General features: G+C 43.4%; 27 protein-coding genes and 2 pseudogenes. 13 read left to right on the forward strand and 16 right to left on the reverse strand.

The features are described from left to right. Positions 1–523 precede the first annotated feature (523 nt). Both MKX38_RS18570 and MKX38_RS18575 read left to right on the forward strand, forming a co-directional pair. A pseudogene (locus MKX38_RS18570) lies at positions 524–1,837 on the forward strand (sensor histidine kinase); the annotation flags it as partial. A gap of 177 nt (positions 1,838–2,014) precedes the next feature. After that, the gene (locus tag MKX38_RS18575; protein WP_236823998.1) at positions 2,015–2,986 is read left to right on the forward strand and encodes a histidine kinase; all 972 of its coding nucleotides are present in this window, start codon (positions 2,015–2,017) and stop codon (positions 2,984–2,986) included. A gap of 46 nt (positions 2,987–3,032) precedes the next feature. Here the strand turns inward: MKX38_RS18575 and mscL are convergent, their stop codons facing one another. Then, a complete protein-coding gene (mscL, locus tag MKX38_RS18580) occupies positions 3,033–3,428 on the reverse strand; it encodes a large conductance mechanosensitive channel protein MscL (protein WP_021445844.1) in 396 nt (131 codons plus the stop codon). Positions 3,429–3,500: 72 nt separating this feature from the next. Continuing rightward, positions 3,501–3,926, reverse strand: a complete 426-nt coding sequence (gene fabZ / locus MKX38_RS18585; protein WP_003221796.1) for a 3-hydroxyacyl-ACP dehydratase FabZ — start codon at positions 3,924–3,926, stop codon at positions 3,501–3,503. Positions 3,927–4,117: 191 nt separating this feature from the next. Here fabZ and rapD point away from each other — a divergent pair, with 191 nt between their 5' ends. After that, positions 4,118–5,182: an aspartate phosphatase RapD gene (gene rapD / locus MKX38_RS18590; RefSeq protein ID WP_029318731.1), complete on the forward strand. Its 1,065-nt coding sequence runs from the start codon at positions 4,118–4,120 to the stop codon at positions 5,180–5,182. Positions 5,183–5,204: 22 nt separating this feature from the next. Here rapD and flhP read toward each other — a convergent pair whose 3' ends face one another. The 5 genes from flhP to MKX38_RS18615 form a co-directional block, all read right to left on the reverse strand. After that, positions 5,205–6,014 (reverse strand): flagellar hook-basal body complex protein FlhP, encoded by an 810-nt coding sequence (gene flhP, locus MKX38_RS18595; protein ID WP_015251037.1) that lies wholly within the window; start codon positions 6,012–6,014, stop codon positions 5,205–5,207. A 32-nt stretch (positions 6,015–6,046) separates the two neighbouring features. Beyond that, a complete protein-coding gene (flhO, locus tag MKX38_RS18600) occupies positions 6,047–6,859 on the reverse strand; it encodes a flagellar hook-basal body complex protein FlhO (RefSeq protein WP_015251036.1) in 813 nt (270 codons plus the stop codon). 163 nt (positions 6,860–7,022) lie between these two features. Next, complete coding sequence (gene mbl / locus MKX38_RS18605) at positions 7,023–8,024, reverse strand: cell shape-determining protein Mbl (protein ID WP_003227776.1); 1,002 nt, start codon at positions 8,022–8,024, stop codon at positions 7,023–7,025. A 165-nt stretch (positions 8,025–8,189) separates the two neighbouring features. Next, complete coding sequence (spoIIID, locus tag MKX38_RS18610; protein WP_003221804.1) at positions 8,190–8,471, reverse strand: sporulation transcriptional regulator SpoIIID; 282 nt, start codon at positions 8,469–8,471, stop codon at positions 8,190–8,192. A 14-nt stretch (positions 8,472–8,485) separates the two neighbouring features. Beyond that, a complete protein-coding gene (locus MKX38_RS18615) occupies positions 8,486–8,596 on the reverse strand; it encodes a protein usd (protein ID WP_010886628.1) in 111 nt (36 codons plus the stop codon). A gap of 224 nt (positions 8,597–8,820) precedes the next feature. Between MKX38_RS18615 and MKX38_RS18620 the strand changes: the two genes are divergently transcribed. Then, entirely contained in the window at positions 8,821–9,234 is a 414-nt protein-coding gene (locus MKX38_RS18620; RefSeq protein ID WP_003227771.1) for a MarR family transcriptional regulator, read from the forward strand. Between the two features lie 21 nt (positions 9,235–9,255). Further along, positions 9,256–10,446 (forward strand): MFS transporter, encoded by a 1,191-nt coding sequence (locus MKX38_RS18625; protein ID WP_003227769.1) that lies wholly within the window; start codon positions 9,256–9,258, stop codon positions 10,444–10,446. Positions 10,447–10,536: 90 nt separating this feature from the next. Here MKX38_RS18625 and MKX38_RS18630 read toward each other — a convergent pair whose 3' ends face one another. The 5 genes from MKX38_RS18630 to MKX38_RS18650 all read right to left on the reverse strand — a co-directional run bounded on the left by MKX38_RS18630 (position 10,537) and on the right by MKX38_RS18650 (position 16,275). Further along, the gene (locus MKX38_RS18630; protein ID WP_003243080.1) at positions 10,537–11,943 is read right to left on the reverse strand and encodes a right-handed parallel beta-helix repeat-containing protein; all 1,407 of its coding nucleotides are present in this window, start codon (positions 11,941–11,943) and stop codon (positions 10,537–10,539) included. A gap of 105 nt (positions 11,944–12,048) precedes the next feature. Continuing rightward, on the reverse strand, positions 12,049–13,521 hold the full coding sequence (gene pucI, locus MKX38_RS18635) for an allantoin permease (protein WP_003243156.1): 1,473 nt from the start codon (positions 13,519–13,521) through the stop codon (positions 12,049–12,051). Between the two features lie 178 nt (positions 13,522–13,699). Continuing rightward, positions 13,700–15,058, reverse strand: a complete 1,359-nt coding sequence (locus tag MKX38_RS18640; protein WP_069323077.1) for an MFS transporter — start codon at positions 15,056–15,058, stop codon at positions 13,700–13,702. Beyond that, positions 15,058–15,627, reverse strand: a complete 570-nt coding sequence (locus MKX38_RS18645; RefSeq protein WP_029318727.1) for a hydrolase — start codon at positions 15,625–15,627, stop codon at positions 15,058–15,060. Before MKX38_RS18645 ends, MKX38_RS18640 begins: the two co-directional genes overlap by 1 nt. A 183-nt stretch (positions 15,628–15,810) precedes the next feature. Then, entirely contained in the window at positions 15,811–16,275 is a 465-nt protein-coding gene (locus MKX38_RS18650) for a hypothetical protein (RefSeq protein WP_080479597.1), read from the reverse strand. A gap of 282 nt (positions 16,276–16,557) precedes the next feature. Here MKX38_RS18650 and amtB point away from each other — a divergent pair, with 282 nt between their 5' ends. From amtB to bcrC, 3 genes are all read left to right on the forward strand, one after another. Beyond that, complete coding sequence (gene amtB, locus MKX38_RS18655; protein ID WP_015251031.1) at positions 16,558–17,772, forward strand: ammonium transporter AmtB; 1,215 nt, start codon at positions 16,558–16,560, stop codon at positions 17,770–17,772. 11 nt (positions 17,773–17,783) lie between these two features. Further along, positions 17,784–18,134 (forward strand): P-II family nitrogen regulator, encoded by a 351-nt coding sequence (locus MKX38_RS18660; RefSeq protein ID WP_003221829.1) that lies wholly within the window; start codon positions 17,784–17,786, stop codon positions 18,132–18,134. Positions 18,135–18,315: 181 nt separating this feature from the next. Further along, positions 18,316–18,897: an undecaprenyl-diphosphate phosphatase BcrC gene (gene bcrC, locus MKX38_RS18665; RefSeq protein ID WP_015714854.1), complete on the forward strand. Its 582-nt coding sequence runs from the start codon at positions 18,316–18,318 to the stop codon at positions 18,895–18,897. A 40-nt stretch (positions 18,898–18,937) separates the two neighbouring features. Here the strand turns inward: bcrC and MKX38_RS18670 are convergent, their stop codons facing one another. Continuing rightward, positions 18,938–19,360: a VanZ family protein gene (locus tag MKX38_RS18670; RefSeq protein WP_003227753.1), complete on the reverse strand. Its 423-nt coding sequence runs from the start codon at positions 19,358–19,360 to the stop codon at positions 18,938–18,940. A gap of 110 nt (positions 19,361–19,470) precedes the next feature. After that, a complete protein-coding gene (spoIIQ, locus tag MKX38_RS18675; protein WP_069322958.1) occupies positions 19,471–20,343 on the reverse strand; it encodes a stage II sporulation protein spoIIQ in 873 nt (290 codons plus the stop codon). A gap of 141 nt (positions 20,344–20,484) precedes the next feature. On the opposite strand from spoIIQ, the gene MKX38_RS18680 reads away from it, so the two are divergent. The 3 genes and pseudogenes from MKX38_RS18680 to MKX38_RS18690 all read left to right on the forward strand — a co-directional run bounded on the left by MKX38_RS18680 (position 20,485) and on the right by MKX38_RS18690 (position 21,782). Next, positions 20,485–20,976, forward strand: coding sequence for a GNAT family N-acetyltransferase (locus MKX38_RS18680; protein ID WP_072692832.1), 492 nt, complete (start codon positions 20,485–20,487; stop codon positions 20,974–20,976). Then, positions 20,973–21,491 carry a DUF5362 family protein gene (locus MKX38_RS18685; protein ID WP_069322959.1) on the forward strand — a complete coding sequence of 173 codons (519 nt, stop codon included), beginning with the start codon at positions 20,973–20,975 and terminating at the stop codon, positions 21,489–21,491. The genes MKX38_RS18680 and MKX38_RS18685 overlap by 4 nt, the downstream gene beginning before the upstream one ends. A gap of 158 nt (positions 21,492–21,649) precedes the next feature. Then, a pseudogene (locus MKX38_RS18690) lies at positions 21,650–21,782 on the forward strand (hypothetical protein). Here MKX38_RS18690 and MKX38_RS18695 read toward each other — a convergent pair. Next, positions 21,779–22,213, reverse strand: coding sequence for a DUF5392 family protein (locus tag MKX38_RS18695; RefSeq protein WP_003244359.1), 435 nt, complete (start codon positions 22,211–22,213; stop codon positions 21,779–21,781). The pseudogene MKX38_RS18690 and the gene MKX38_RS18695 sit on opposite strands and share 4 nt — an antisense overlap. 242 nt (positions 22,214–22,455) lie before the next feature. On the opposite strand from MKX38_RS18695, the gene cls reads away from it, so the two are divergent. Beyond that, positions 22,456–23,904, forward strand: a complete 1,449-nt coding sequence (gene cls, locus MKX38_RS18700) for a cardiolipin synthase (protein WP_003243311.1) — start codon at positions 22,456–22,458, stop codon at positions 23,902–23,904. A gap of 20 nt (positions 23,905–23,924) precedes the next feature. On the opposite strand, the gene mta is transcribed toward cls, so the two are convergent. Beyond that, positions 23,925–24,698: a transcriptional activator Mta gene (gene mta / locus MKX38_RS18705; protein ID WP_128993500.1), complete on the reverse strand. Its 774-nt coding sequence runs from the start codon at positions 24,696–24,698 to the stop codon at positions 23,925–23,927. Positions 24,699–24,840: 142 nt separating this feature from the next. Between mta and MKX38_RS18710 the strand changes: the two genes are divergently transcribed. Then, positions 24,841–25,224 (forward strand): DUF5362 family protein, encoded by a 384-nt coding sequence (locus MKX38_RS18710; RefSeq protein WP_014478231.1) that lies wholly within the window; start codon positions 24,841–24,843, stop codon positions 25,222–25,224. The last annotated feature ends 30 nt before the right edge of the window (positions 25,225–25,254 follow it).

The raw sequence follows: 25,254 nt of genomic DNA on the forward strand, positions 1-25,254 counted from the left end.
GGCAAGGCATGGGGTCATGAACCTGGAGAAGTGGAATTTTCAGAAGGATGGGAATGTACAGCTGAACGGAGAATGGACATTGTATCCAAATCAGATTCTGTCACCAAAAGAGATCGCTTCAGCAAAAGGAAAAGATCCTCTCTTCGTTGATGTCCCCAGCAATGTGAAGCTAGCCAAGCAGGGTATCAATGTGGATTACGGAACGTATAAGCTGACCATCAGATCAAAGCAAGACAATCAGGTTTTTGGGATCAGCACGTCGTTTATTTACAGTGCCAATCGCATCTATTTTAATGGACAATTCATTGGCCAAAGCGGCAACCCTTCAAATAAACCTGATTTTGCGGCACAAAACCGCCCATATACGAGCTTTTTTACGCTTCACAAGGGTGACAATGAACTTGTCGTACAATTTTCGAACTTCGGAAAAACGCCGGGATGGGGAATCGCAAAGCCAATTACTTTTGGCACCCAGGAGCAAATAGTGCGGGAAAACAAAATTTCCTTTCTTAATGATACAATCATGATTACAGCTTTTTTCATTACCGGATTATATTTTCTGGGCTTTTTCCTGCAAAGAAAAAAAGATAAACATTTGTTGTTTTTTTCTGTTATGTGTCTTCTGTTTTCGTTCATTATTCTGATGATCGGAAAAGAGCGGATTATATTTCTCCTCTATCCGTCAATTTCATTTTCACTGCTAAATTCATTGAGGGCAATCTCTACTGTGCTCGTCAGCATTGCGGTTTTTCTCTATCTCTTTTTTGCTTACAGAGGGATTGTTTCAAAGCGTTTTATTCGCATTGCCACTGTTTCTTCCGGGCTGGTCTTAGTCACAGATTTTTTAACCGTGGGTTTTATCGGCCATACCTCGTACATCTTACATTCTGTGCTAGCCGTCTCGACTCTGGTTTATATTACATATATTTTTACGATTGCTGCGATCCGCAAAATGGAAGGAAGTCTGTATCTGACCATCGCCTCTATATCAATGAGTGCTTTTGTCATTTTAACCACCATTTCAGCTTATAGCGGCAAAACAGCCTTTTCCTTTAATTCGATTTATTCATTGCCAACAGTTATCGCTTTACTGGCGATCGTTCTGCTGATGGCGCAGCAATTTGCCGGGGCATTCCGTGAAAATGAAGTGCTGTCGTGGAAATTGCTCAGAATTGACCGGCTAAAGGATGAATTTATTGCCAAAACATCACATGAATTCAAAACACCGCTGAACAGCATCATTAATATATGCCAGACCCTGCTGGCCGGCAAAGGAAAAAGAACGATAGAAGAAGAGAAAGAAAACATGCAGCTCGTCATCCGCATGGGCTACAGGCTGTCCAATCTGGTAAATGACATCCTGGATTTAGAAAAAATAAAGCAAGGCATGCTTCAAATCCACCCGGTTCCTGTTGATATTTATACTTTAGTTTGTTCGGAAATGAATTTCTACAATCTTTTATCGAGACATAAAAACTTGAATATGATGAACCATATCCCTGACGATCTTCCTTTAGTGCTCGCAGATGAAAACCGCTTCCGCCAAATATTAACCAATTTAGTAGACAATGCAATCAAATATACAACAGAGGGCCAAATCACACTTTCTGCTTCAAGACTGAACGATAACATGATCAAAGTGACAGTAGCAGATACAGGAAGCGGCATTTCAGAAGCCGATCGCCAAACCATCTTTGAGTCTTTTCAGCAAGCCGAAAAGAATAAAGACGATGGTGCCGGTCTTGGCCTCAGCATTGTCAAACAGCTGGTTCAGCTCCATAACGGAGACATTTGGGTCGAATCGGAAGAAGGAAAAGGTTCGGCATTCCATTTCACCTTGCCGATCGCCCAGTATGAACCTGTATCTGAAACAAAAAAACGCCTTCCTGAATTCCAATCCGAGAGAGATCTATCAGATATCTCATTTAGCACGCCTTATTACTCTGAGCATATTGACGCTCCAACCATCCTGATTGTCGATGATAACATTGACAGTTTAAAAATTTTGAGCGATATGCTTGAAGGTGTGCCCTACAATGTGATTGCTGCGAAGAACGGAAAGGAAGCATTAGAAATCATCTCTTGCACAAACCTTGATTTGGTTATTTTGGACTTGATGATGCCGGATATGACTGGTTTCGAAGTCTGTATGAAAATTCGCGAACGATTCAGCATGGTGGATCTTCCGGTTCTGATCATTACAGCTGCCATTATCGGCCATGACAAATACAAGGCTTTTCATGCCGGAGCGAATGACATTTTGCAAAAACCTTATCATTACTCTGAATTTATGGCGCGTATTCAAAACCTGATCATGATGAAACATACAGCAAATCAAGCCACAAGAATGGAAATGGCGTTTCTCCAGTCGCAAATCAAGCCTCATTTTCTTTATAATGTATTAAACACGATTATTTCTCTCACTCATTTGGATATTGAAAAGGCCCGGGAGGTAACAGAGGAATTTACCAACTATTTAAGAATGAGTTTTGACTTTCAAAATACATCAGCCATCAGCTCCTTCAGACATGAGCTTTCGATTATCAATTCCTATCTTTCTATAGAAAAGACGCGATTCGGTAATCGGCTTGAGGTTCTTTTCGATATAGATGAAGACATTGACTTTATCCTTCCGCCTTTAATGATTCAGCCCTTGGTGGAAAATGCCGTTCTTCATGGTGTCAGCAAGAAAAGAGGCGGAGGATGGATCAAACTGACAGCTAAAAAACAAAGCAAAAATGAGTATCACATCAAAGTAGAGGATAACGGTCCCGGGATAACTCCGGAAAAACAAATAGATCTCTTATCAACGGATTTTGATCGCAGCGTCGGATTGAAAAATATCAATCAGCGGCTGAAACATTTTTGCGGAAGCGAGTTGATGATCAGCAGCACTCCGGATGCAGGCACCTCTGTCTCAATGCTCATTCATCTCGCTGAAACAACAGGAAGCCCTAAAGAACTGAAGGACACAGAACGAACCTAAACGAAAATTGAGATAAAAAAAGACGCCGTTTCTAACGGCATCTTTTTTATTCCGGCGACTTTGCTTGCTGCTTCAGCAGGTCTCTGATTTCTTTCAGCAGCTCCTCCTGCGCATCCACCGCTTCCTCCGCAGCCTCTTCTTCTGCTGCTTCTTTTTTGCGCCTTAACCCATTCAAAGTCCGAATGACGATAAAAATGGAGAACGATATAATTAAGAAGTTCACAATCGTCTGTATAAAGCTGCCATACTTCACTACAGCATCGCCAAACGTAAACGACAGGCCTGAAAAGTCAAGCCCTCCCAGCAGCAAACCGACCAAAGGCATAATGATATCATTTACTAGAGATGTGACGATCTTTCCGAAAGCGCCGCCTATCACAACACCAATCGCAAGGTCTACGATATTCCCCCGCATGGCAAAGGCTTTAAATTCATTCCACATACAATCACCTGCTTTTCTATATTTGTAAAGAAAAAAAGACAAATGTGCCGCTGGCCATCTGCCTTTTTTCAATTATTCTCCGAGGGCAAAAGTCAGTTCTACTTCGCAAACGACTTCGCCATCAACTGTGGCAACGCCTTTTCCGCGCCCGATTGTGCCGCGGGCACGAATGATTTCAACCTCAAGGTGAAGCTGGTCACCAGGCTTGACTTGTTTTTTAAAGCGGCAGTTATCAATGCCTGCAAAAAAAGCCAGTCTGCCGCGGTTTTCTTCTTTAATCAACATCGCAACAGCTCCGACTTGAGCGAGTGCTTCTACGATTAATACGCCGGGCATAACCGGGTACTGAGGAAAATGTCCGTTAAAGAACTCTTCATTAGCGGTTACATTTTTATAGCCTTTTGCCCGTTTGCCCTCTTCAACTTCCGTAATCCGATCCACAAGCAAAAACGGATAACGGTGAGGAATAATTTCTTTAATTTGCTGAGTATCAAGCATTGTCTTGACATCTCCTTCATCTGCATTAGTATGTATAGCAATCATCAAAGATCCAATCTGTACATTTGAAAAGTATATTATGAATTAATCTCTTTTTCAACCGCGCTAAAATGTAACCAACTGTCAATGAGAGCCGTCAAAAGTTATGATATGATAATTATAGATTTTACCAATAGCAAAGAGGTAGGAAAATGATTTCGAAGTTTATTGAAAAAAGAATGCTAAACATGTTAGACGAGTGGTATTCCGCAATGAGCAAACGCAAAATGAATCACGTTTGCACACTGAAAGAGAAAATTGACCAGCACCTTCCGAAGATCAAAAAGAACACAAAACTTTGGATGCGTTATCAATTGTTTCAGGCCCGCCATCAGCTGCTTTTTGAAAACCAGAACGGACTCGATTCATTGTTCGATGACCTATATGGCCTGGAAGACAAAATGGATGATGAATTGAAATATTATCTGTATTTTTTCTCTGGGTTATATGAGATGGTAAAAACAGCTCCGAAACATGCAGTACATCATTTTAAAAAAGCTGAACAGTACCTGGCCGCCATTCACAATACGTTTGAAGCCGCTGATTTATATTATCAAACCGCCGGCGCCTATTACTTGATGAAATCACCGCCGCTTTCCGTCCAATACGTCAAAAAAGCATTACACATCTATTTGCACCAATTCGGCTATATCAAAAAGGTAATCACCTGTAAACTTTTGCTCGCCGTGAATTATATTGATCAAGAACGCTATGAAAAAGCTGAACAGCTTTTCAAAGAAATCATTAAGAAAACCCAGCAACTACATGACGAAAACCTGCTATGCCACGCTTATTATAACCTTGGCTTTTTAAAAGCGACCGAGAAAAAAGACCAGGAAGCGCTTCTTTACTTTAGAAAAGTATTAAAGAATCAAGAATTTGAAATGAATTCACCAGTCTCATATCTTCATTGTGTGTACGAGTCTGTCAGAGCGCTTTTTAAAACAGGGAACATCACAGAAGCTAAAGCCGTCCTTCAAAAAGGAAAAGAATTATCTGAAAAGGTAGACATTCAAACCATTTATTTAAAATTAAAAACGCTTGAAGCCCTCTACACATCAGCCGAAGACCCTTATGAGCAGCTGCTCGAATATGTGCTTGAATTAGAAAAAATCGAGGCGTGGGTGGATTTAGAAGTGCTATTAGAAGATATTACGGAATACTACAAAAAAAAGGACGATTTCGAAAAAGCCGCTTTTTTTATCATGCGCGGCTGATAGAAAAACGCCCATTTTCTTATTATCTGACTGAATTGATTAAACCGAGCATTTGATCTCCCATTGTGATCGTTCTGCTGTTCAGCTGATATGAACGCTGGGACGTGATCAAATCTGTCATTTGTTCTGAAATATCGACATTGGACATCTCAAGTGAGCCCTGCTGCATGCCGATGTTTTGTCTATTAGCGCCGTTCAGCTCTTCAAAAGCTGCCGCATTATCAATAGAGAAAAGGTTATTCCCTTCGGATTTCAGCTCTTGAGGGTTATTCACTTGGACAACGCCAAGATTAAACCGCTGAACCGCGTTTCCATCAGTTGCGGTTAAGGTGCCGTTCTTATTGATGGTGATATTCTTCATTGAGCTGTCGATGTTCACTGTATTGCCGTTCTCATCAAGTACGGGATACCCATTTCCAGTGACGAGCTGCAGCTGGTTGGCATTATTGGCTGAAGGCGTTAAATATAATGCTCCGTCTCTCGTATACTGGCGGTTTCCATTTACATTTACCTGAAGATACTGGTATGGAGACGTAAATGCGATATCCAGATCGCGATCGGTCTTCTGAATGCTTCCTTGATCAGAGACCAGGCGTGAATTCATCATCGCTCCGACGCCAAGGCGCAAGCCGGGCGGCGTTTTTCGGGCTTTTGCCACTTCCTCGTTTTTTTCATCAACCTGATCGAATTGCTGTCTGACAAGCTCAGAAAAATTCGTATCTTTTGCCTTATAGCCGGTTGTGTTGCTGTTTGAAAGGTTGCTGCTGATTGTGTCAATCTGCTGCTGCAGCTGGTTTAAGGTTGTTGATGCCGTTAGCATTGACCTGAGCATAGTTGATGTCCCCCGTTTTTTCTTCCGTTATCTTAAATTTTTCCAATTTCATTTGCTGCTTTATCCATACTTTTATCGTAAGCCTGAATAACCTTCTGATTCGCCTCAAACGATCTGTACGCTTCAGTCATTTCTGTATAGGCGCTTGTCACATCCACGTTTGAAAGCTCTGAGACGCCTTGTTTTAATGAATAGGATACCTGATTATTTCCGGCTGCGCTTGGCAGATCATTACCGTCCGCCGTGCTGTACAAATCATTTCCGTCCCGTTTGAGATTGCGGACATCTTCCGCCATTCTGACATCAATCTGGCCGGCTGTGCGTCCGTTCGTTGTCACAGTACCGTTTTCAGACACAGTGAAATTCTCATTATCAACAGTGATTGGCTGGCGATCCGTCGATAAAATAGGGCGTCCGTTGATCGTCAGCTGATTGTTCTCATTTAGTGAAAATGTGCTGCTTTTTGAATAACGGATTCCATCCGCTGTTTGAACCGGATAAAACAGAGCAGCTTTTTCATTGGTTTCCGCATTCATCGGAACTTGATTTTCGATCAATGCAATGTCTGTAGGCTGGTCTGTGGACTTCAGGCTTCCCTGTGTAAAGAGAGGCTTGAGCTCCTGCATATATACTCCGGTATTCACGGAACCGATTTCCGTCCTTGATGTCCCGGCCGGAGATTTTGATTCTATTCTGCTAAGCAGCATCTCAGGGAACGCGCGCATCGAGCCTTGATCAGCTTTATATCCTGATGTATTTGCGTTAGCAATATTATTTGAAAGCATTTCCGTTCTTCGCTGCTGGGCAATCATTGCGGATGTTGCTGTATATAATCCTTTTAACAAATTTCCCACCTCTAAAAATGGCATTTTTTCCAGTTGTCATATAAGAACGTTCGTTCTATAATAAAAACTCAGTATTTTATCCTATTATCGTCATTTAACATCTTTTCGTGAAGGCTTTTTCATAAAAAAACCTCATTCTTTTTGCAGAATGAGGTTTGTGAAATCAGCTTAGTTTGCGTTTAGGAAGCTTGTCCATATTATCAAGCATGACACCTGTGCCGATGGCTACGCAATCCATAGGATTTTCAGCAACGAGGACCGGTACCTTCAGCTCTTCAGCAAGCAGCTGGTCAAGGCCGTTTAAGAGCGCGCCTCCGCCGGTAATAATAACGCCGCGGTCAATAATATCAGCAGAAAGTTCAGGCGGTGTTCTTTCGAGCACTTGTTTCGCAGCCTGAACAATAACAGCGACAGATTCACGAAGGGCTTCTTCAACTTCTTTACTGTTTACTGTAATTGTTCTTGGAAGACCGGAAACCATGTCCCGTCCGCGAATGGAAATTTCCTCGTGACGTGCGTCTGGGAAAACAGTTGCGACTTTAATCTTAATATCCTCCGCAGTACGTTCGCCGATCAGCAGCTTGTACTCGCGTTTGATATAATTTAAGATTTCCATGTCAAACTTGTCCCCAGCCATTTTAATAGAAGAGGAGGTGACAATATCGCCCATTGAAATAACCGCGATATCCGTCGTCCCGCCTCCGATGTCTACAACCATGTTACCGCTTGGCTGGAATATTTCCATACCCGCGCCGATAGCGGCAACTTTAGGTTCTTCTTCAAGGTACACATGTTTCCCGCCGCTTTTTTCTGCAGCTTCTTTGATTGCTTTTTGCTCAACGGATGTAATATTCGTCGGGCAGCAAATGAGCATGCGCGGCTTTGAGAACAGGCCTTTTACATTCAGCTTGTTAATAAAATGTTTCAGCATTGCTTCTGTTACTTCAAAGTCAGCAATAACTCCGTCTTTCAGCGGGCGAATCGCAACAATATTCCCAGGTGTACGTCCAACCATTCGTCTTGCCTCTTCGCCAACCGCCAGCACTTTGCCGCTGTTTTTATCAAGTGCAACAACGGAAGGTTCATTCAGAACAATTCCTTTACCTTTAACATGGATCAGTACATTTGCAGTACCGAGGTCAATACCAATATCCCTTGCAAACATCTATTTATATCCTCCTTGAAAATCTGTTTCACAGTAAATATCCACATTGTGCCCTAATTATATATATTATCATAAAATATAGAAAAAAAGTTGGAAGCACAATAAGTTCTTTACAAATTTTTGCGGATGTTTTATGAACGATTTCAAGAAGGCAATGCCAGGTGATTACGATTGCTGAACAGGCTCTCCTTCGAGAATTTCATCTTTTTTATATTTGAGCTTTGTCGCTTCTCCTCCTCTTAAATGCCTGATGGATTTATGATAATCGAGTATTTCTTTCACTTCGTTTGCCAAGTCGGGGTTAATTTCAGGCAGACGCTCTGTTAAATCCTTGTGTACTGTACTTTTGGAAACACCAAATTCCTTCGCAATGACACGAACGGTTTTCTTTGTCTCCACGATGTACTTCCCTATCTTGATTGTTCGCTCTTTGATGTAATCGTGCACACCACTCGACCTCCCTAAAATGGATGTGAGAAGTGTGAAATGAGATCCGTATTCTGTAAAGAGTCGTTCATTATGCCGCTTCTTCGTTGTATGGTTTTAAAAGTAAGTTTGTGAAATATGCCCACGATCCCTCACCTCAAACACTCTCTTTGTTAGGTTTGTAACAGTGTATTAGCATTCTTTTGGGAATATGCTAAAAACTCAATAAGGACAAGGGGTGAAACGAACTTTTTCAGATTCAGCAAACTATTTCGCGTCACTAAATTTTCATCTTTACAACTATTGATCGCTCCTGTAAAATGAAATAAGCAATTAGTTACTTAGGTAAGTTTTTTAGAAGGAGACCGACATGTCCTACGTCAACAGACACCTCATTCATCAAATCAACCAAAGCGCCCGCCTGATTGCCAAGAAAGCCAATGAACAGCTAGAGCCATTCGGCCTTTATTCATCTCAATGGTCAGTTTTATATTGTTTGCGTACGATCGGACCAATGACTCAAAAAGAGATTTGGTCCTATTTAAATGTGGAAGCGCCGACTGTGACTCGGACGATCAAACGCCTGGAGGAGAACGGCTGGGTTCAGAGACGGCAAGGTGAAGACAAACGGGAAAAACTTGTTGTCCTCACAAAAGAAGCCGAGAAAAAATACGAAGAAATCAATGTGAAAATGCTGAAATTCGAGGAAGAGCTGCTTGCTGATTTCCGGGATGAAGATAAAGAAGCTTTTTCTCATTTATTCCGCATGTTTTTACAACAATGAAAATAAGGAAGTGACATACATTTGAAAAAAGCGGATGCGATATGGACCAAGGATTTTATTATGGTCCTGCTTGTCAATTTATTTGTGTTTGTGTTCTTTTATACATTTTTAACTGTATTGCCGATCTATACGCTGCAAGAGCTTGGCGGCACAGAATCACAAGGCGGGCTTTTAATCAGCCTGTTCCTTCTGTCTGCGATCATTACACGGCCTTTCTCCGGAGCCATCGTTGAGCGTTTCGGGAAGAAAAGAATGGCGATTGTATCAATGGCGCTCTTCGCCCTATCATCTTTTCTGTATATGCCGATTCATAACTTTTCCCTGCTGCTCGGATTGCGGTTCTTCCAAGGAATTTGGTTCAGCATTTTAACGACTGTTACAGGTGCAATTGCCGCTGATATTATTCCAGCCAAACGGCGCGGTGAAGGGCTTGGATACTTTGCCATGTCTATGAACCTCGCTATGGCGATCGGACCTTTCCTTGGTCTGAATTTGATGAGAGTGGTAAGCTTTCCTGTATTCTTTACAGCCTTTGCGCTGTTTATGGTTGCGGGCTTACTTGTTTCGTTCTTGATAAAAGTGCCGCAAAGTAAGGACAGCGGTACGACTGTATTCCGTTTTGCGTTCTCGGATATGTTTGAAAAGGGCGCACTCAAAATTGCGACGGTCGGTTTGTTTATTTCTTTCTGTTATTCAACAGTCACATCATATCTGTCTGTATTCGCCAAATCAGTTGACCTTTCGGATATCAGCGGATATTTCTTTGTTTGTTTTGCGGTGACAATGATGATTGCACGCCCGTTCACAGGGAAATTGTTCGACAAAGTCGGACCGGGCATTGTCATTTATCCATCAATCCTGATTTTCTCTGTCGGACTCTGCATGCTGTCCTTCACACATAGCGGCTTAATGCTTCTGCTTTCAGGGGCGGTTATCGGTCTTGGCTACGGATCAATCGTTCCTTGCATGCAAACATTGGCGATTCAGAAATCTCCGGCTCACCGCTCCGGTTTTGCGACGGCAACGTTCTTTACCTTCTTTGACAGCGGAATTGCTGTAGGATCGTATGTATTCGGATTGTTTGTAGCATCTGCCGGCTTCTCTGCCATTTATTTAACAGCGGGGCTGTTCGTTTTAATTGCTCTGCTTCTCTACACGTGGAGCCAGAAAAAACCTGCTGAGGCTGAAGGAAAAGTGTCTATTGCAGAATAACTTGTCAGACTGCCGGGAAATCCCGGCAGTCTTTTTTCCATTAAAACACGGCGCCCTCTCGGTTGAACGAGAGAACGCCGCTTATAGCAATTATTCAATGACAGGCCGCGCAGGTGAATCAGGATCTAACGAAAAATCATAGGACGCTTCATCACGAAACATCGGATCGGCATATATGGATTGTTGATCGTTTTTTGTTGCTTTTCGATACGAAGAAAATGAATCATATTCTTTCTTTTTCCACATCCATATGCCGTCTTGATCCGCTTCCTTGTGGTACACGTTATGATTGACCGTATTACCTTCGTTTTCTGTAAAGTCGTTTCCGATAAATAATCTGGAATCACCGGCCGTCAATATATTCTTTTCAATTGTGTTGTTTTTCGTATCGTACTGCAGCAGCAGCTGTCCTCCGTACAGTCCCTTTGTGTCATTCCGGTACATAATATTGCGGGCAATCAGAGAATTGCTGGTGCCGCCCCGCTTTTTGTCATATCCTCCGATTGAAATACCGGTGTACGCATTGTTGTACACTTTGTTGTCTGTGATCTGAATGGCATTTGCATACTTTCCTTTGTGTTCAGACGTTGCTTCAATCCCAATATCGTTATCGTAAACTGTGTTGTTCTTAATTTCGATATCGTGTCCTCCATCGACATAAATCCCGCCCGCTGAGTATTCATCTCCATAAGCAGGATTGCCGTAAGTCGAGTTTTGATAAACTGTATTGTTTTCTACGACTCCGTTTCGCACGTAATCGTTTTTATCCGCGGTTCCCTCATAACCAATTAGATCAATCCCGATGTTATTATTGTTGCGGACCACATTGCCTGCAACTGTGAAGCCGTCGATATTACCGTTCAGCACAACTGCTTCACTCGCTCCAAGCGTCAGTTTCTCAACTGTATTGTCCTCGATTCGGATGTCTTTCATGCTGCCAGTCCCATAAACTGCGATTCCGTGAGCATTTCCTTCATCCGCTGTTGTCTTAATCCCCCGGATGTGATTATCCTTAATGGCGATATGACTGCTGGACCCTGATACATAAATCCCTATAGCAGTTGCTTCCTCAGATGAAACAGAAAGATCTTGAATTGTTAAACCGCTGATGGCAATGTCATGTTTATCGTGAATACGAATAAGCGGTGTTTCATATTCAGCGTTCGCAACGGATTCACCGCTAATCACGACGTTTTCATTTTCATAGTTTCGGAATGTGATAGGCTTTCCGTCCGTACCGCTGTGCTTTACATCAAGGGTCTCATGATACGTGCCCTCCCGAATCATGACAGTTGTGCCGGCAGCAGCCTTCTCAGATGCGTGTGCCAATGTACGAAACGGCTTTTCTTTTGTTCCTTCATTTTGATCACTGCCATTTGGCGAAACATACAGATAATCCCCAGATCCTTCCTCATTCGCTTTTGTCTTATCATAAACGAAAGCGAGGATGACAGACGTTAAAACACCCGCCAAAAGAATAAAATACCATTTTCTCATTTTCGATTCCCATTTCGTTTTAGAATAGATTTCTAAAACCATTATAAATGTTCTATTTATGGAAAACCATTTCAAAAATATGAAAATATACCGTCTAAATAGATCTTATTCAGCCTGGCGGACCTGCGCATGTTCAACTGTTTCAATTGCCAATGATGCAGGCGGGTGAACACGCATCAGAACAATGTAGAAAAGAAAGGAAATCAGCACACCTACAAACCAAGAAATATCGTATAAGCTCTTCAATACAGGAACATACATGCCAATCAGCGAAATCAGCGCTCCTAACATTGTGGCTGCAAACGCACGGTAATTGTAGCCCTTCCAATACACATACCGTCCTGTTTCGGAATACAGGTCATCTACCGAGAGCTCACGTTTGCGAATGATAAAATAGTCGGCCATCATCACGCCTGCCACCGGTCCAAGCATGCCGCCTATTAAGCCAAGAAACGCATACACGCTTGTCGCGCTCTCCATCAGCTTCCATGGAACCGTAAATAAAGCGAGCAACGCTGTGATAAAGCTGCCACGTTTGAAATTGATATATTTCGGCAGGGCATTCGCTATATCATAAGCGGGCGATACGATGTTCGCCGCAACATTTACAGAGATCGTGGCGATGCAGAGCGTGATCACGGACAAGACGATGACATAAGGGTTATCAAACCGCGCCAAAATATCGACAACATCCCAAATCGGCTCTCCGAACGCGACCTGCGAGCCGGAGGTCACCGTAATACTAGCGAATGCGAACAGCGCAAATGTTCCCGGCAAACCGTAAAATTGTCCTTTGATTTGCTCTTTTTGTGTTTCAGCAAACCGTGTAAAATCAGGTATATTTAAGATCAATGTCGCCCAGATGCCGATGATGCCAGTAACTCCGGCAGCAAACGGCCAGAATGTTTCTGAAAACGTATGAAACTTTCCTGGTTGAGAGTATATCGGGCCCAATCCTCCGGCAATATCAACGGCCCACCATACCATGCCGCCAAATACCAGATACACTAAAGGCCCTGCCCACACCTCAAAACGTTTAATCGACTCCATGCCGTGATGCAATACGAGTAAATGAATGGCCCAAAAGAATACAAAGGAAAGCAAACCGGACAAGTGAATGCCGAGAATGTTCCACTCGCCGCCAATTTCTCCCCAGCCTGGCCACATATTCAAAAGCAAAATGTTCAGTGCCGTGCTACCCGCAAAGGTCTGGATGCCAAGCCACATGATAGCTGTAAACGCCCTTAGAAGCGCGGGGATATTCGCGCCGTATATCCCGTAAGAAGCCCGAATGATCACGGGAAACGGCAGCCCGTATTTTGTCCCCGCATGGCCGTTTAAGGCAAGAGCGCCAAATAGGATAAGTGATGCCGTAATAATGATCGCCAGCACCTGCCAAGGCGAAAGGCCGATCGCAATTAATCCCCCCACCGTCGCGTAGGTCGGTATGTTATGTATACATCCCATCCAAATGGAGGCAAAGTTCATTGCTTTCCACGTCCGTTTTTCCTGTCCCAAAGGCACCAGATCTTCATTGCTCAGCCTGTTGGATTGCTGCTGACTCTCTTTTAATTTCATAGCCGGCTCCCCTTTCCATATTGTCTATATGTCATCACGTTATGTTTTTTGACATTAGATGTCACTTAATATAACTGAAGAGTCAGACAATAACACTGGCTATGATATACAATTTTCCCGTTTGTATTTGAACAGCTTAAACAAGAAAAAGAGACAGACCTCAGAGCCCGCCTCTTTCTTAAGATGCAGTTTTCATTAATGCAGCAAACCTCACAGCCATTAACAGGCTTGCTCCGCCCGCTATGATCATAATGATTCCCATCATATCAAAATGGGCTGCCGTGATTTCTTTACCAAAAAGAATGCCAAGGATCACCGAAGACAAAATCGATCCTAGGTAACGGCAGGTTTGAAACAGGCCTGAAGTCGTTCCTACCATGTTGGAAGGACTCGTTTTCAGCATCGCTGCCTGAAGCGCGACATTGCTCAGTCCGTAGCCTATACCCAAGAGCGACAGAATGAGCCCTTTACCGATGGTCTGGACATTGATAAAAAAGATGGTTAAGAGCACGGCTCCAGCCGTCATCAAAAGCGCTCCCGCAAAGATCGGCTTGACGACACCAGATCGGTCGATCCATTTGCCGGTTAGAGGTGACACAACGATGCTCATTCCAGACATAAACAGCATAAACAGGCCGCTCGTTTGAACAGAAAGATGCATTTCATCCTGAAAGTAACTTGGCAAACCAAAAAATAAACAATAGAAGAAAACATTCAATAAAATAAACTGAACATACACGGCTGACAGGTTTCGCTGTGTTTTAAACAGACGGACATCAATAAACGGCTTATCCGTTTTCAGCTCGCGCCAGACAAACGCACAGAGCAGAAGCAAGCCAAGCACACCTTCAACCGCATGCGGCGACGTGCTGAACGACAGCAAAAAGGATAGAAGGAAAATGATTCCCCCGGCAAATAAAACAATTCCAAGAATGTCGAGCTGCTGAATAATGGTTTTGATTCCTGCCCCTTTTTTCTGATCTTTCGGGAACATATACAGGCCCAATAAGAAGCTGAGGATAATAAACGGCAAATTAACGATAAAGATCGCCGGCCAGCCTCCCCATACAATCAAAAACCCGCCGACTGTCGGCCCCAGCGCCGTCATGGCTGACGCAAAAATAGAGAGTACAGCCAAGGCTGAAGCTTGGCGCTCATGAATATGATTCCGAATCAAGCCGACACCTGACGGATAAATCGCACTGCTCCCCACCGATTGAAACAGCCGCATGACCAATAATGTCATAAACGTCGGCGCAAACGGCGCCCCGATGGCAGAAACCGCAACAAGAATAAGCCCGAATAAAAACAAGCGTTTCCGCCCAATCAAATCACCGAGCTTCCCCGTTACGGGCTGCGCTACGGCACTCGCCAAGTAAAACGAGGAAATCAGCCAGGAAACCGTTGTAAACGAGAGGTGAAACTCATGCTGGATGCTATGGAGCGCAAGAGAGATCATAGACGAGTTCAGCGGATTCAGCATTGTTCCCGAAGCCACCGCTGTTAAAAAAACAGCCCGGCTTTTTTTCGATAACATCATTTCACTTGTTCCAGAAACTCTTCCGTTGTCCGCGATTTACCGATTCTCGGGAAAATAAAGCGCAGTGTGGCTTCATGCTCTTCATCGCTAAATGTGGACATGGCATCTGTAATAAAAATCTGCTGATAGCCAAGCTGAAATGCCTCCCGTGCTGTGCTTTCCACCCCGATATTCGTTGCGATGCCGCACAATACAATCGTATCAATGCCGCGCCGTCTCAGCTGCAAGTCTAAATCTGTGCCAAAAAAAGCACCCCATTGCCGTTTTGTCACAGTATAATCGCCATCCTGCACACCCATTTCCGGAACAAATTCAGCCCAGTCCGCCGGCATTTCCCCTGAACCTCCCTGCGCAGGCTCATCCGTTTGCGGCTTCAGGGCGTCCGCTCCATCATGAAAGGCTACATTTACAAAGCTGATGAACCCGTTATGTTTCCGAAATTCATCTACGAGCTTTCTCGCGTTCGGGACAACCTGGCCGCTTTGATCAATCGGCACAATCCCCTTTTGTAAATCAATGATGACCAATGCTGTTTTTTGAAAATCAATGTTGAGTGTATTCATCATACGTCTCCTCCTGATACTGTTAGTGTTTCTCACATTGCATATTTTACTCTTCACACTGCCTAAGTTCTTTTATGATGCTTGTGAAATTCTCAGAAGGAACGTTTTCTCATGATTTTTCTTTTATGTAGTAGTAACAGGTTGTGCATACGAACAAACCGGCAAGCACTGTAATCATAAGGGGCGTCATCGCTTCATCACCTGCCTGCTGTCTATCGGTTCCTGCCTGAAAATGCCCATGAATTTGCGGCGGTCCATCCAAAGCAGGATAAGACACATAACCATTAATATCGTGCTAAGATCCTGCACGCCAATATCAAAACAATAGTTAATCAAGACGATGTTCACAATAATGGGCATAAAAATAACCGCCCCTAATGCAGCCGTTCGCGGAATCAGTAATAAAACAGCTGCCAGGATTTCACCAAAACCTATAAATAGTTCATAGACATGAGAATAACCGAAAAATGTCCACGCGATCGTAAACCCCTCCCCGGCAGCCGCCTCGATTTCAGGCGTCACCTCGCCAAACTGGCCAATCACCACTTTCGCCAGACCGTACACGAAAAAATTAAAGGCTAAAAACAATCGGAACGTCGCGGGAATCGACTTGCATAATGCTCTCCTCAGCCTGCCGCCTTTATTCATCATACATCCCCCTCAGTGTATTATTTGATATAGTACACTTAATACAGTATAGAGTATTCTAATTAATGTCAATTCCCTTTTCAGCTCAAATGAATAGCTTCTTTTATAGATACAAAGTCTTATATCGTAAAAAATGTCGTTCTCCTTTCTTTCCGTCCCTCGATAACATTTCTTAAAAACCATGTCAGGAAATCTTACATGAAAATGTTTTATCATTCTTTTTTCTCTATAATGAAGAAATATAATAATTGCAATTTAATTCTGAAAGATACGGAGGAATGAGACATGCAAATGGGCGATACAGTTTTTATGTTCTTTTGCGCTTTACTCGTGTGGCTGATGACCCCGGGATTAGCGTTATTTTATGGAGGAATGGTAAAGAGCAAAAATGTGCTGAGCACTGCCATGCACAGTTTCTCTTCCATTGCCATCGTTTCCATCGTTTGGGTGCTGTTCGGATATACACTTGCCTTCGCACCAGGCAATTCAATCATCGGCGGACTGGAGTGGGCCGGCCTCAAAGGGGTCGGATTTGATCCGGGAGATTACAGCGATACCATCCCCCACTCGTTATTTATGATGTTCCAAATGACGTTCGCCGTTCTGACTACAGCGATTATTTCTGGGGCCTTCGCAGAGCGGATGCGATTCGGCGCTTTTCTTTTATTCTCGGTTTTATGGGCCTCTTTGGTTTACACACCCGTAGCGCACTGGGTATGGGGCGGCGGCTGGATCGGCCAGCTTGGAGCGCTCGATTTTGCTGGCGGCAATGTTGTTCATATTTCCTCCGGTGTGGCAGGACTTGTTCTTGCCATTGTGCTCGGCAAACGGAAAGACGGTACAGCGTCTTCTCCGCATAACCTCATTTACACCTTCTTAGGAGGAGCTTTGATTTGGTTCGGCTGGTTCGGCTTTAACGTCGGCAGCGCTTTGACTTTAGATGGTGTAGCCATGTACGCGTTCATCAACACAAACACCGCAGCTGCAGCCGGGATCGCCGGCTGGATCTTAGTAGAATGGATCATTAACAAAAAACCGACAATGCTCGGAGCGGTATCTGGCGCAATCGCCGGGCTTGTCGCCATTACGCCGGCTGCCGGATTTGTCACACCGTTCGCTTCCATTATTATCGGCATCATCGGCGGAGCTGTTTGTTTCTGGGGAGTATTCTCGCTTAAAAAGAAATTCGGATACGACGACGCGCTTGACGCCTTTGGCCTGCACGGGATCGGCGGCACATGGGGCGGAATCGCAACAGGATTATTCGCAACAACCTCTGTTAACTCAGCGGGCGCAGATGGGTTATTTTACGGTGATGCAAGCTTAATCTGGAAACAAATCGTCGCCATCGCCGCCACTTATGTTTTTGTATTTATTGTCACTTTCGTTATTATTAAATTTGTAAGCCTCTTCCTTCCCCTTCGCGCAACTGAAGAAGAAGAGTCACTTGGGCTTGACTTAACGATGCACGGGGAAAAAGCATATCAAGATTCTATGTGAGGAGTGACGCTATGAGCGGTCAAATGTTCAAGGTAGAAATTGTAACGCGTCCGGCAAATTTTGAAAAGCTGAAGCAGGAACTCGGAAAAATCGGAGTGACCTCTCTGACTTTCTCCAATGTACACGGCTGCGGCCTTCAAAAAGCACATACGGAGCTCTATCGAGGGGTAAAAATAGAAAGCAATGTATACGAACGTTTAAAAATAGAAATTGTGGTCAGCAAGGTTCCTGTTGATCAAGTGACTGAGACCGCTAAAAGGGTGCTGAAAACGGGATCACCGGGTGACGGTAAAATATTTGTCTATGAAATCAGCAATACGATCAACATCCGCACAGGCGAAGAAGGACCTGAAGCACTTTAATATCGGTACGAGATTCGGACACTCCGGATCTCTTTTTTTGTGCACAGAATCCCCCCCAGAAACCGCGATTCCTCTTCGAATTCTCTTCAAGCGCCGTTATTTCAGACAATCTCTATTTTTATTTGAAACTTTTCATGAGTAAGATTAGTCTACTAAATATAAAAATGTAAAAGGTGATTATTTGAACTACGAAATTTTTAAAGCAATCCATGGACTATCTCATCACAATTCAGTTCTCGATTCCATTATGGTCTTCATCACGGAATATGCCATTGTCGCCTATGCCCTTATCCTATTGGCAATCTGGCTGTTTGGGAACACACAAAGCAGAAAACATGTGCTATACGCAGGCATCACAGGAATTGCAGGCCTTGTGATCAACTATTTGATTACGCTTGTTTATTTCGAACCGCGCCCGTTCGTTGCGCATACAGTGCATACACTGATTCCGCATGCTGCGGATGCTTCATTTCCAAGTGACCACACGACAGGTGCATTAGCGATTTCTATTGCGATGCTTTTCAGAAACCGCAAAATCGGCTGGCCGCTTGTCATTTTTGGGCTTTTGACAGGATTTTCGAGAATTTGGGTGGGACATCACTATCCGGTAGATGTATTGGGCAGCCTCGTTGTCGCCATCATTATCGGGTTCCTTTTCTTTAGATTTTCAGATCTGCTTCGCCCGTTCGTCGATTTGATCGTGAGGATCTATGAAGCCATTATCAATAAACTGACGAAAAAACCAACCGATCAAAATTTCTAAGAAAGACAAAAGCCGGCGTCTGAAATCAAGACAGCCGGCTTTAATATTTCTCATACATCTCTTGTTTTCTTCGCTTCGCCAACACATATAAACCATAAAACAATCCAATACCAACAGCATCGATGAGCACATCCCGGATACAACCATTCCTGCTGAAGAAGAGCTGAAGAACTTCTGTGAAAAAAGCAAATGCGAACGAGCCGGCTGCAGCTGATCTTATGCTGCCCCGCTGTTTCCACAGCAAATATGTCAGCACAAAGAAGGAAAACGCGTGCCCGATTTTTTGAATAAACGCTTCAGGTACAGTAAGCTCAGTAAAATCCATAACTAAAAATTGAGACAGATCAGGGTGCGGCTGAAAATGAAAAGCCACCGTTTGCGATACGACCATGCCGCTGAAGCTTTCCGTACAGACAGAAAGCAGGATAAAAAAGATCCAGCCTGCGAGCAATAGGCGGTTCATGACATAACCTCCTTTATAACGTACGTGCCTACATGTAACTACATAGACGGTAAAACAAAGCAAAAAGTAACAGAAAAAAACGCCCATCACAAGGATAGACGTTTTCTTCATTAAGACTGTTCAGTGTCTTCTGTTGTGCTGCTTTCTTTGGAACCAGATTTGTCAGTGGAATCATCCTTTTTCTCACCGGATTTTTCTTCTGTTCCTTTTTCAGTTGATCCGTCCTTTTTCTCGGAAGATTGCTGAATGGATTCTTCTGTTTCTTGGGTGGCAGCTTTTTCTTCAGCAGCTGCTGCTTTTTCAATAGAAGAAACTGGTTTGTCCATAAAGTTTAACGGATTCATTGCGACCCCATCTTTACGGATTTCAAAGTGCACGTGGTTTCCGCTATCTTCACTGTAAAGGTTCTTGCCAGATTTTCCGATCACTTGATTTTGTTTTACTTTGTCACCTTGCTCAACGCTTACTTCGGAAAGAGATTGATACACAGTCGATAAACCGTCGGCATGTTCTACTTCCACAACATATCCCAGCACTGGATCTTTTTCAGCTTTAACAACCGTACCGCTCAGAGAAGCAGAGACATCGAAATCTTTTCCGTCTTTCTCAGCTAAGTCAATTCCTTTGCTTAGGCTGTACGTGTTATTATAGGTAACGAGTGCTGCTTCTTTCTCTTCTTTTGCGGCATCGGTTTCATAGAACTTTTTCACAACAGAAACGTTTTCAGAATCAACAACCGGCATTGCGACATTTTCCATTGACTTTCCTACTTCAACTGCATCGTCGTTGTTGTCATATGCGGAGTTTCCGCCGTTATCAGACAACTGATCCTTCACCTCATCATTTGATACTGATTGATACCAAAGGACAGCTGTTAAAATGACGGCCGCACTGACTAAGTAAATTGCAGGGAACACCCAGCGTTTACGAAAAAACTGCTGAAGTTTTTTGACTTGAGAAGTTTTCTTTTCTTCCTCTCTCATTGTTTCATCACCTCAGCAACATTCTGAACACTTTTCTGAAAATATATACAACCTATCCAAAAAAACTTTTTTAGATGTAGTTTGCACAGACTGAACGAAAATATGTATTTTTTTTGAGAGGAGTGCCAAAAACGTATGAACATGACATTGCGTCTTGCTGAACATAAAGACTTGGAGGCTGTTGTGGCGATTTATAATTCAACGATTGCTTCTCGAATGGTAACAGCCGATACCGAACCGGTAACTCCTGAAGACCGGATGGAATGGTTTTTGGGACATACAGAGTCACGCCCGCTCTATGTGGCCGAGGACGAAAACGGAAACGTCGCTGCCTGGATCAGCTTTGAAACATTTTATGGAAGGCCAGCCTATAATAAAACAGCGGAGGTCAGCATATACATTGACGAAGCATGCCGCGGCAAAGGTGTTGGATCATATTTGCTTCAAGAAGCGCTCCGCATTGCCCCGAATCTTGGCATCCGCTCACTTATGGCCTTCATTTTCGGGCATAATAAACCAAGCCTGAAGCTGTTTGAAAAGCACGGGTTTGCAGAATGGGGACTATTCCCCGGCATCGCCGAAATGGACGGGAAAAGATACGATTTAAAAATTTTAGGGAGAGAGCTTTCATGATTAGTCTGGATAAAGATGAAAACGAAATTGAAAATCATAATGAAGAAAATAGCCTCGCTGAACAGGAGACTGCACCTGTTGAACAGGAGACCCGCCAGCTGAGCGCCTCCGCTGTCAAGTCGCTATCCGACATTGCCAAGTGGGGCAAAATTTCTGGCATCTTGTTAATCATTATGGGATCGCTTGTCACTCTGTCTGCTTTGATGACAGTGATTGGCGCCATCCCGGGCGTACTGCTCATTATATCAGGCGTATTTTTGATGCGCTCAGCAAAAGCAGCCGCGGAAACCGAAGGAAATCTAGCCGGCAGCGCTGGCGAAAGCATGCTTGAAAATTACGGGACATTTATAAAAATGCAGCTGTTTTATGCAGCATCTAGTATCGTTACTGTCCTGATCGGGATCATTGTAGCCATTTTCGTGCTGGTGGTAATCGGCATTGCTGCTTTTGAGAACACGCCTTCGTATGATGATCCGGATTCTTATTATTATGAGGATGATCCGGTGTTTGAATAATGATGAGACAGGACAGGGCATGAGTTCCATATAAACGGAACCATGCCTATTTTATTTGACTATTCAAAGCAGGCCGGCGTAAACACCAAATCCTGAAGCAAGCATACAATAGACATCTCTAGTAGAGGAAATCAACAAAGCAACGCTGTTACCCAGAAATGAATATCAAAAAAACGGATGAAGTCCGGAATCAATCCGAAACCGCACTTTTTATTTCGGGTGTCTGCATGCAAAAAAACACACCTGGATCGTCTGGAAAAACTCAACAATCCGGGTGCAGCTCTTCTTTAATACATTTTTTTGCGTCTGTCTTCCTCAGTCAAAAATTCAACAAAACTCCGCATCGCAAAAGGCTCTTCCTTTATTTGTCGTGCGTAGGAGCTTTTCCGCTCTTCTGAAAGGATTTCGCTCTTTTTGATCCTGTTCAGCATATAGATGTGAACCGTTTTTTGGATTTGTTTATGCTGATAGCCTGCCTCTTTAAAAAATGCGAGCCCGAGCGCCGCCAAAAGGGCGAATATGCCTGCGCTGATCAGGGACTCCCTGTCAGCTGAAGCATGAAATAGAAAAGCAGCTAAATTAAAGAGAGAGAATGCAGCAAGCGGAATAGCAAGAAAACGGTAAATGACGGTTTTTTTCATGAAAGGCTGTACGGCCTTTTGAATTTTTTGCATTTCTGTTTTGATGAACCCCGGCATTTGTTCGACTCTGTAAAAGTTCATATAATCCTCCCCCTTTATTTGATGTTTCAAGCTTCACGAACGTTATCATATGTGTTTATTTTAACGCAGGTGCAAGCTGGTTTTAAAGAAATCTGCCCGTATTTTTCACGAAGAATCTGGATCGCCGCTCTTTATTCTTTTAAAATGTGAGTGTTATAATTTGTAATGGGAATCAGATCACTGTTATTCATGGAATACTAATGGCAATCTTCTTGATAAATATGAATGAGCGGGGTTACAAAGTGAGTATTTCTTCCATCCTTTTATCACTTTTTTTCATTTTAAATATTCTTTTGGCCATCATTGTCATCTTCAAAGAACGGCGCGATGCCAGTGCATCTTGGGCGTGGCTGCTTGTTCTTTTCTTTATTCCCGTTTTAGGCTTTATTTTATACTTATTATTCGGCCATAATCTCAGACGCAAGCATTTGTTTCAATGGGAAGACCGGAAAAAGATTGGAATTGAAAGGCTGCTGAAGCATCAGCTTGAAGATTTAGAAACCAAGCAATTTCAGTTTAACAACCGGGCAACCTTTGATAACAAAGATTTAATTTATATGCTGATTATGAATAACCATGCTGTGTTTACAGAGGATAATTCAGTTGACGTCATTACAGATGGACGGGATAAATTTCAGCGGCTGCTGAGTGACATTTCAAAGGCTAAGGATCATATCCATTTACAGTATTATATTTATAAAGGCGATGAATTAGGCAAAAAATTGCGGGACGCTCTCATCCAAAAGGCGAAAGAAGGTGTTCAGGTCAGAGTGCTTTATGATGAACTCGGGTCCAGAACGCTGAGAAAAAAGTTTTTTAAAGAGCTTCGCGAGGCTGGCGGGCATGTGGAGGTCTTTTTCCCGTCAAAGCTCAGGCCGATTAACCTGCGGCTGAATTACCGGAACCATCGAAAGCTTGTGATCATAGACGGTATGACCGGTTATGTCGGAGGCTTTAACGTCGGAGATGAGTATCTAGGGCTTAATCCGAAATTCGGTTATTGGCGGGATACGCATATCCGGCTGCAAGGAACGGCCGTGCACGCCATCCAAACACGATTCATCCTTGACTGGAACCAAGCTTCTCATCACCATACGCTGACATATATTCCAAATCACTTTCCTGATTACGGCCCAAAAGGCAACGTCGGGATGCAGATTGTCACAAGCGGCCCTGATTCGGAATGGGAACAAATTAAAAATGGCTACATCAAAATGATTTCGAACGCCAAGCGTTCCATTTTGATACAAACACCTTATTTTATCCCAGATGCAAGCCTGCTGGATGCTTTAAGGATCGCTTGCCTTTCGGGCATTGACGTTAACATTATGATTCCGAACAAGCCCGATCACGCCTTTGTATACTGGGCGACACTTTCGTATATCGGCGATCTGCTGAAAGCCGGAGCCACTGTCTATATTTACGATAACGGCTTTATTCACGCGAAAACCATCGTGGTGGATGACGAAATCGCTTCAGTCGGCACAGCGAACATTGATGTCCGAAGCTTCAGGCTGAATTTTGAGGTTAATGCATTTATATACGATATCACCATTGCTAAAAAACTGGTTTCAACTTTTAAAGAAGATTTGCTAGTATCCAGAAAATTCACCTATGAGGAGTATCTGCAGCGCCCGTTGTGGATTCGAATAAAAGAATCCGTCTCGCGGCTGTTGTCGCCGATCTTATAAGATGCGAAAACCCCCAGCCTTTACGGCCGGGGGTTTTCCTGATGGTCACAGTAAATGATGATCGCCTCCCGCAAAAAAGCGGCAAGACCTTCTCCATATTGATTGATTGAATCGGTAAATCGCTCGTCAGTGATATACACTTCCCCAAGTCCTCTGAAAATGTCGAGTGTGCAATCGTAATGATATTGGCAAATATGATCGCGAAATGCCCCCACTGCGGCCTGAACTTCTGCATCATCGGGCCCATGCTTTATTCGTGCCGCAATTCGTCTGTAAATCGAATCAAATTCAGCCATGATCGTGCGCCAATCATCTGCCGAATATGCAGATGTCCTTTTCTCTGTTTCTTCTGCGATTTCCTTTCCATACAGCTTTCTGACTTCATCAGCGTATGTCTGCTGGTGCTCTTCAATGTCTTTCATGCTTAATCCGGCAAATAAATCTCTCTTATTCATCGTTTCCCCTCCATCAACGGACAAAAGCGTCCTGTCAATTGTTTGAATCATCTCATCCATTCTTTGTTTTTTCTTCATCAATATCTCCTTTTGCGACTGAAGTGCCGCTTTCCGGTCAAAATTCGGATGATCCAGCATCTCTTTAATTTCATCCAAACGAAACCCGATTTCCTTGAAAAATAAAATCTGCTGCAGTCTTTCCAGGTCTGCGTCACTGTACAAACGATACCCAGCATCAGTAAGCGCTGAAGGATTCAGAAGCTCAATATTGTCATAGTGATGAAGCGTCCGAATGCTAACACCTGATATCTCCGCCACTTGTTTAACTTGATATTTCATACATAACACCTCCTCTTTTTTATCGTAAACAATCACGCAACGTTAGGGTCAATCCCCAAAATGTTATTTTCTATACAAAACTTCTCACAAATAGTGTATAAAAGAAAAGTGAGTATTTTTTTGTAAAGGGGAGCCAGTATACATGAATCCTGAAACAATGAACAAAACCCTCATCAGCATTTCGAAATGGGGAAAAGCTACAGGCATTTTATTTATTATTATGGGCGCAATTACCGCGCTTTCAGGCGCGTTCATTTTTCTAATCGGTGCCGTGCCAGGCGTACTGCAAATTATTTCCGGTATCTTTTTGATGAGGTCAGCTAGGGAAGCAGGCCAAATGGCTGAACACAATAGCGGACAGTCTGAAGACTTAATGCTGGAGAATTACGCGAAATTCGTAAAGATGCAAGGGATTTATTTGATCGTAAGCATTGCTGTATCCATTCTTGCGATTATCGCCTTCTTCATCTTTTTAATGCTTGGGATTGCTGACGGCCTTTTCAGCGATACGTACAGCACTTATTAATGAGAAAAACCCGGAGCTGGCTCCGGGTTT

It is taken from the genome of Bacillus sp. FSL M8-0025, assembly GCF_037975475.1.
GTDB lineage: Bacteria > Bacillota > Bacilli > Bacillales > Bacillaceae > Bacillus > Bacillus subtilis.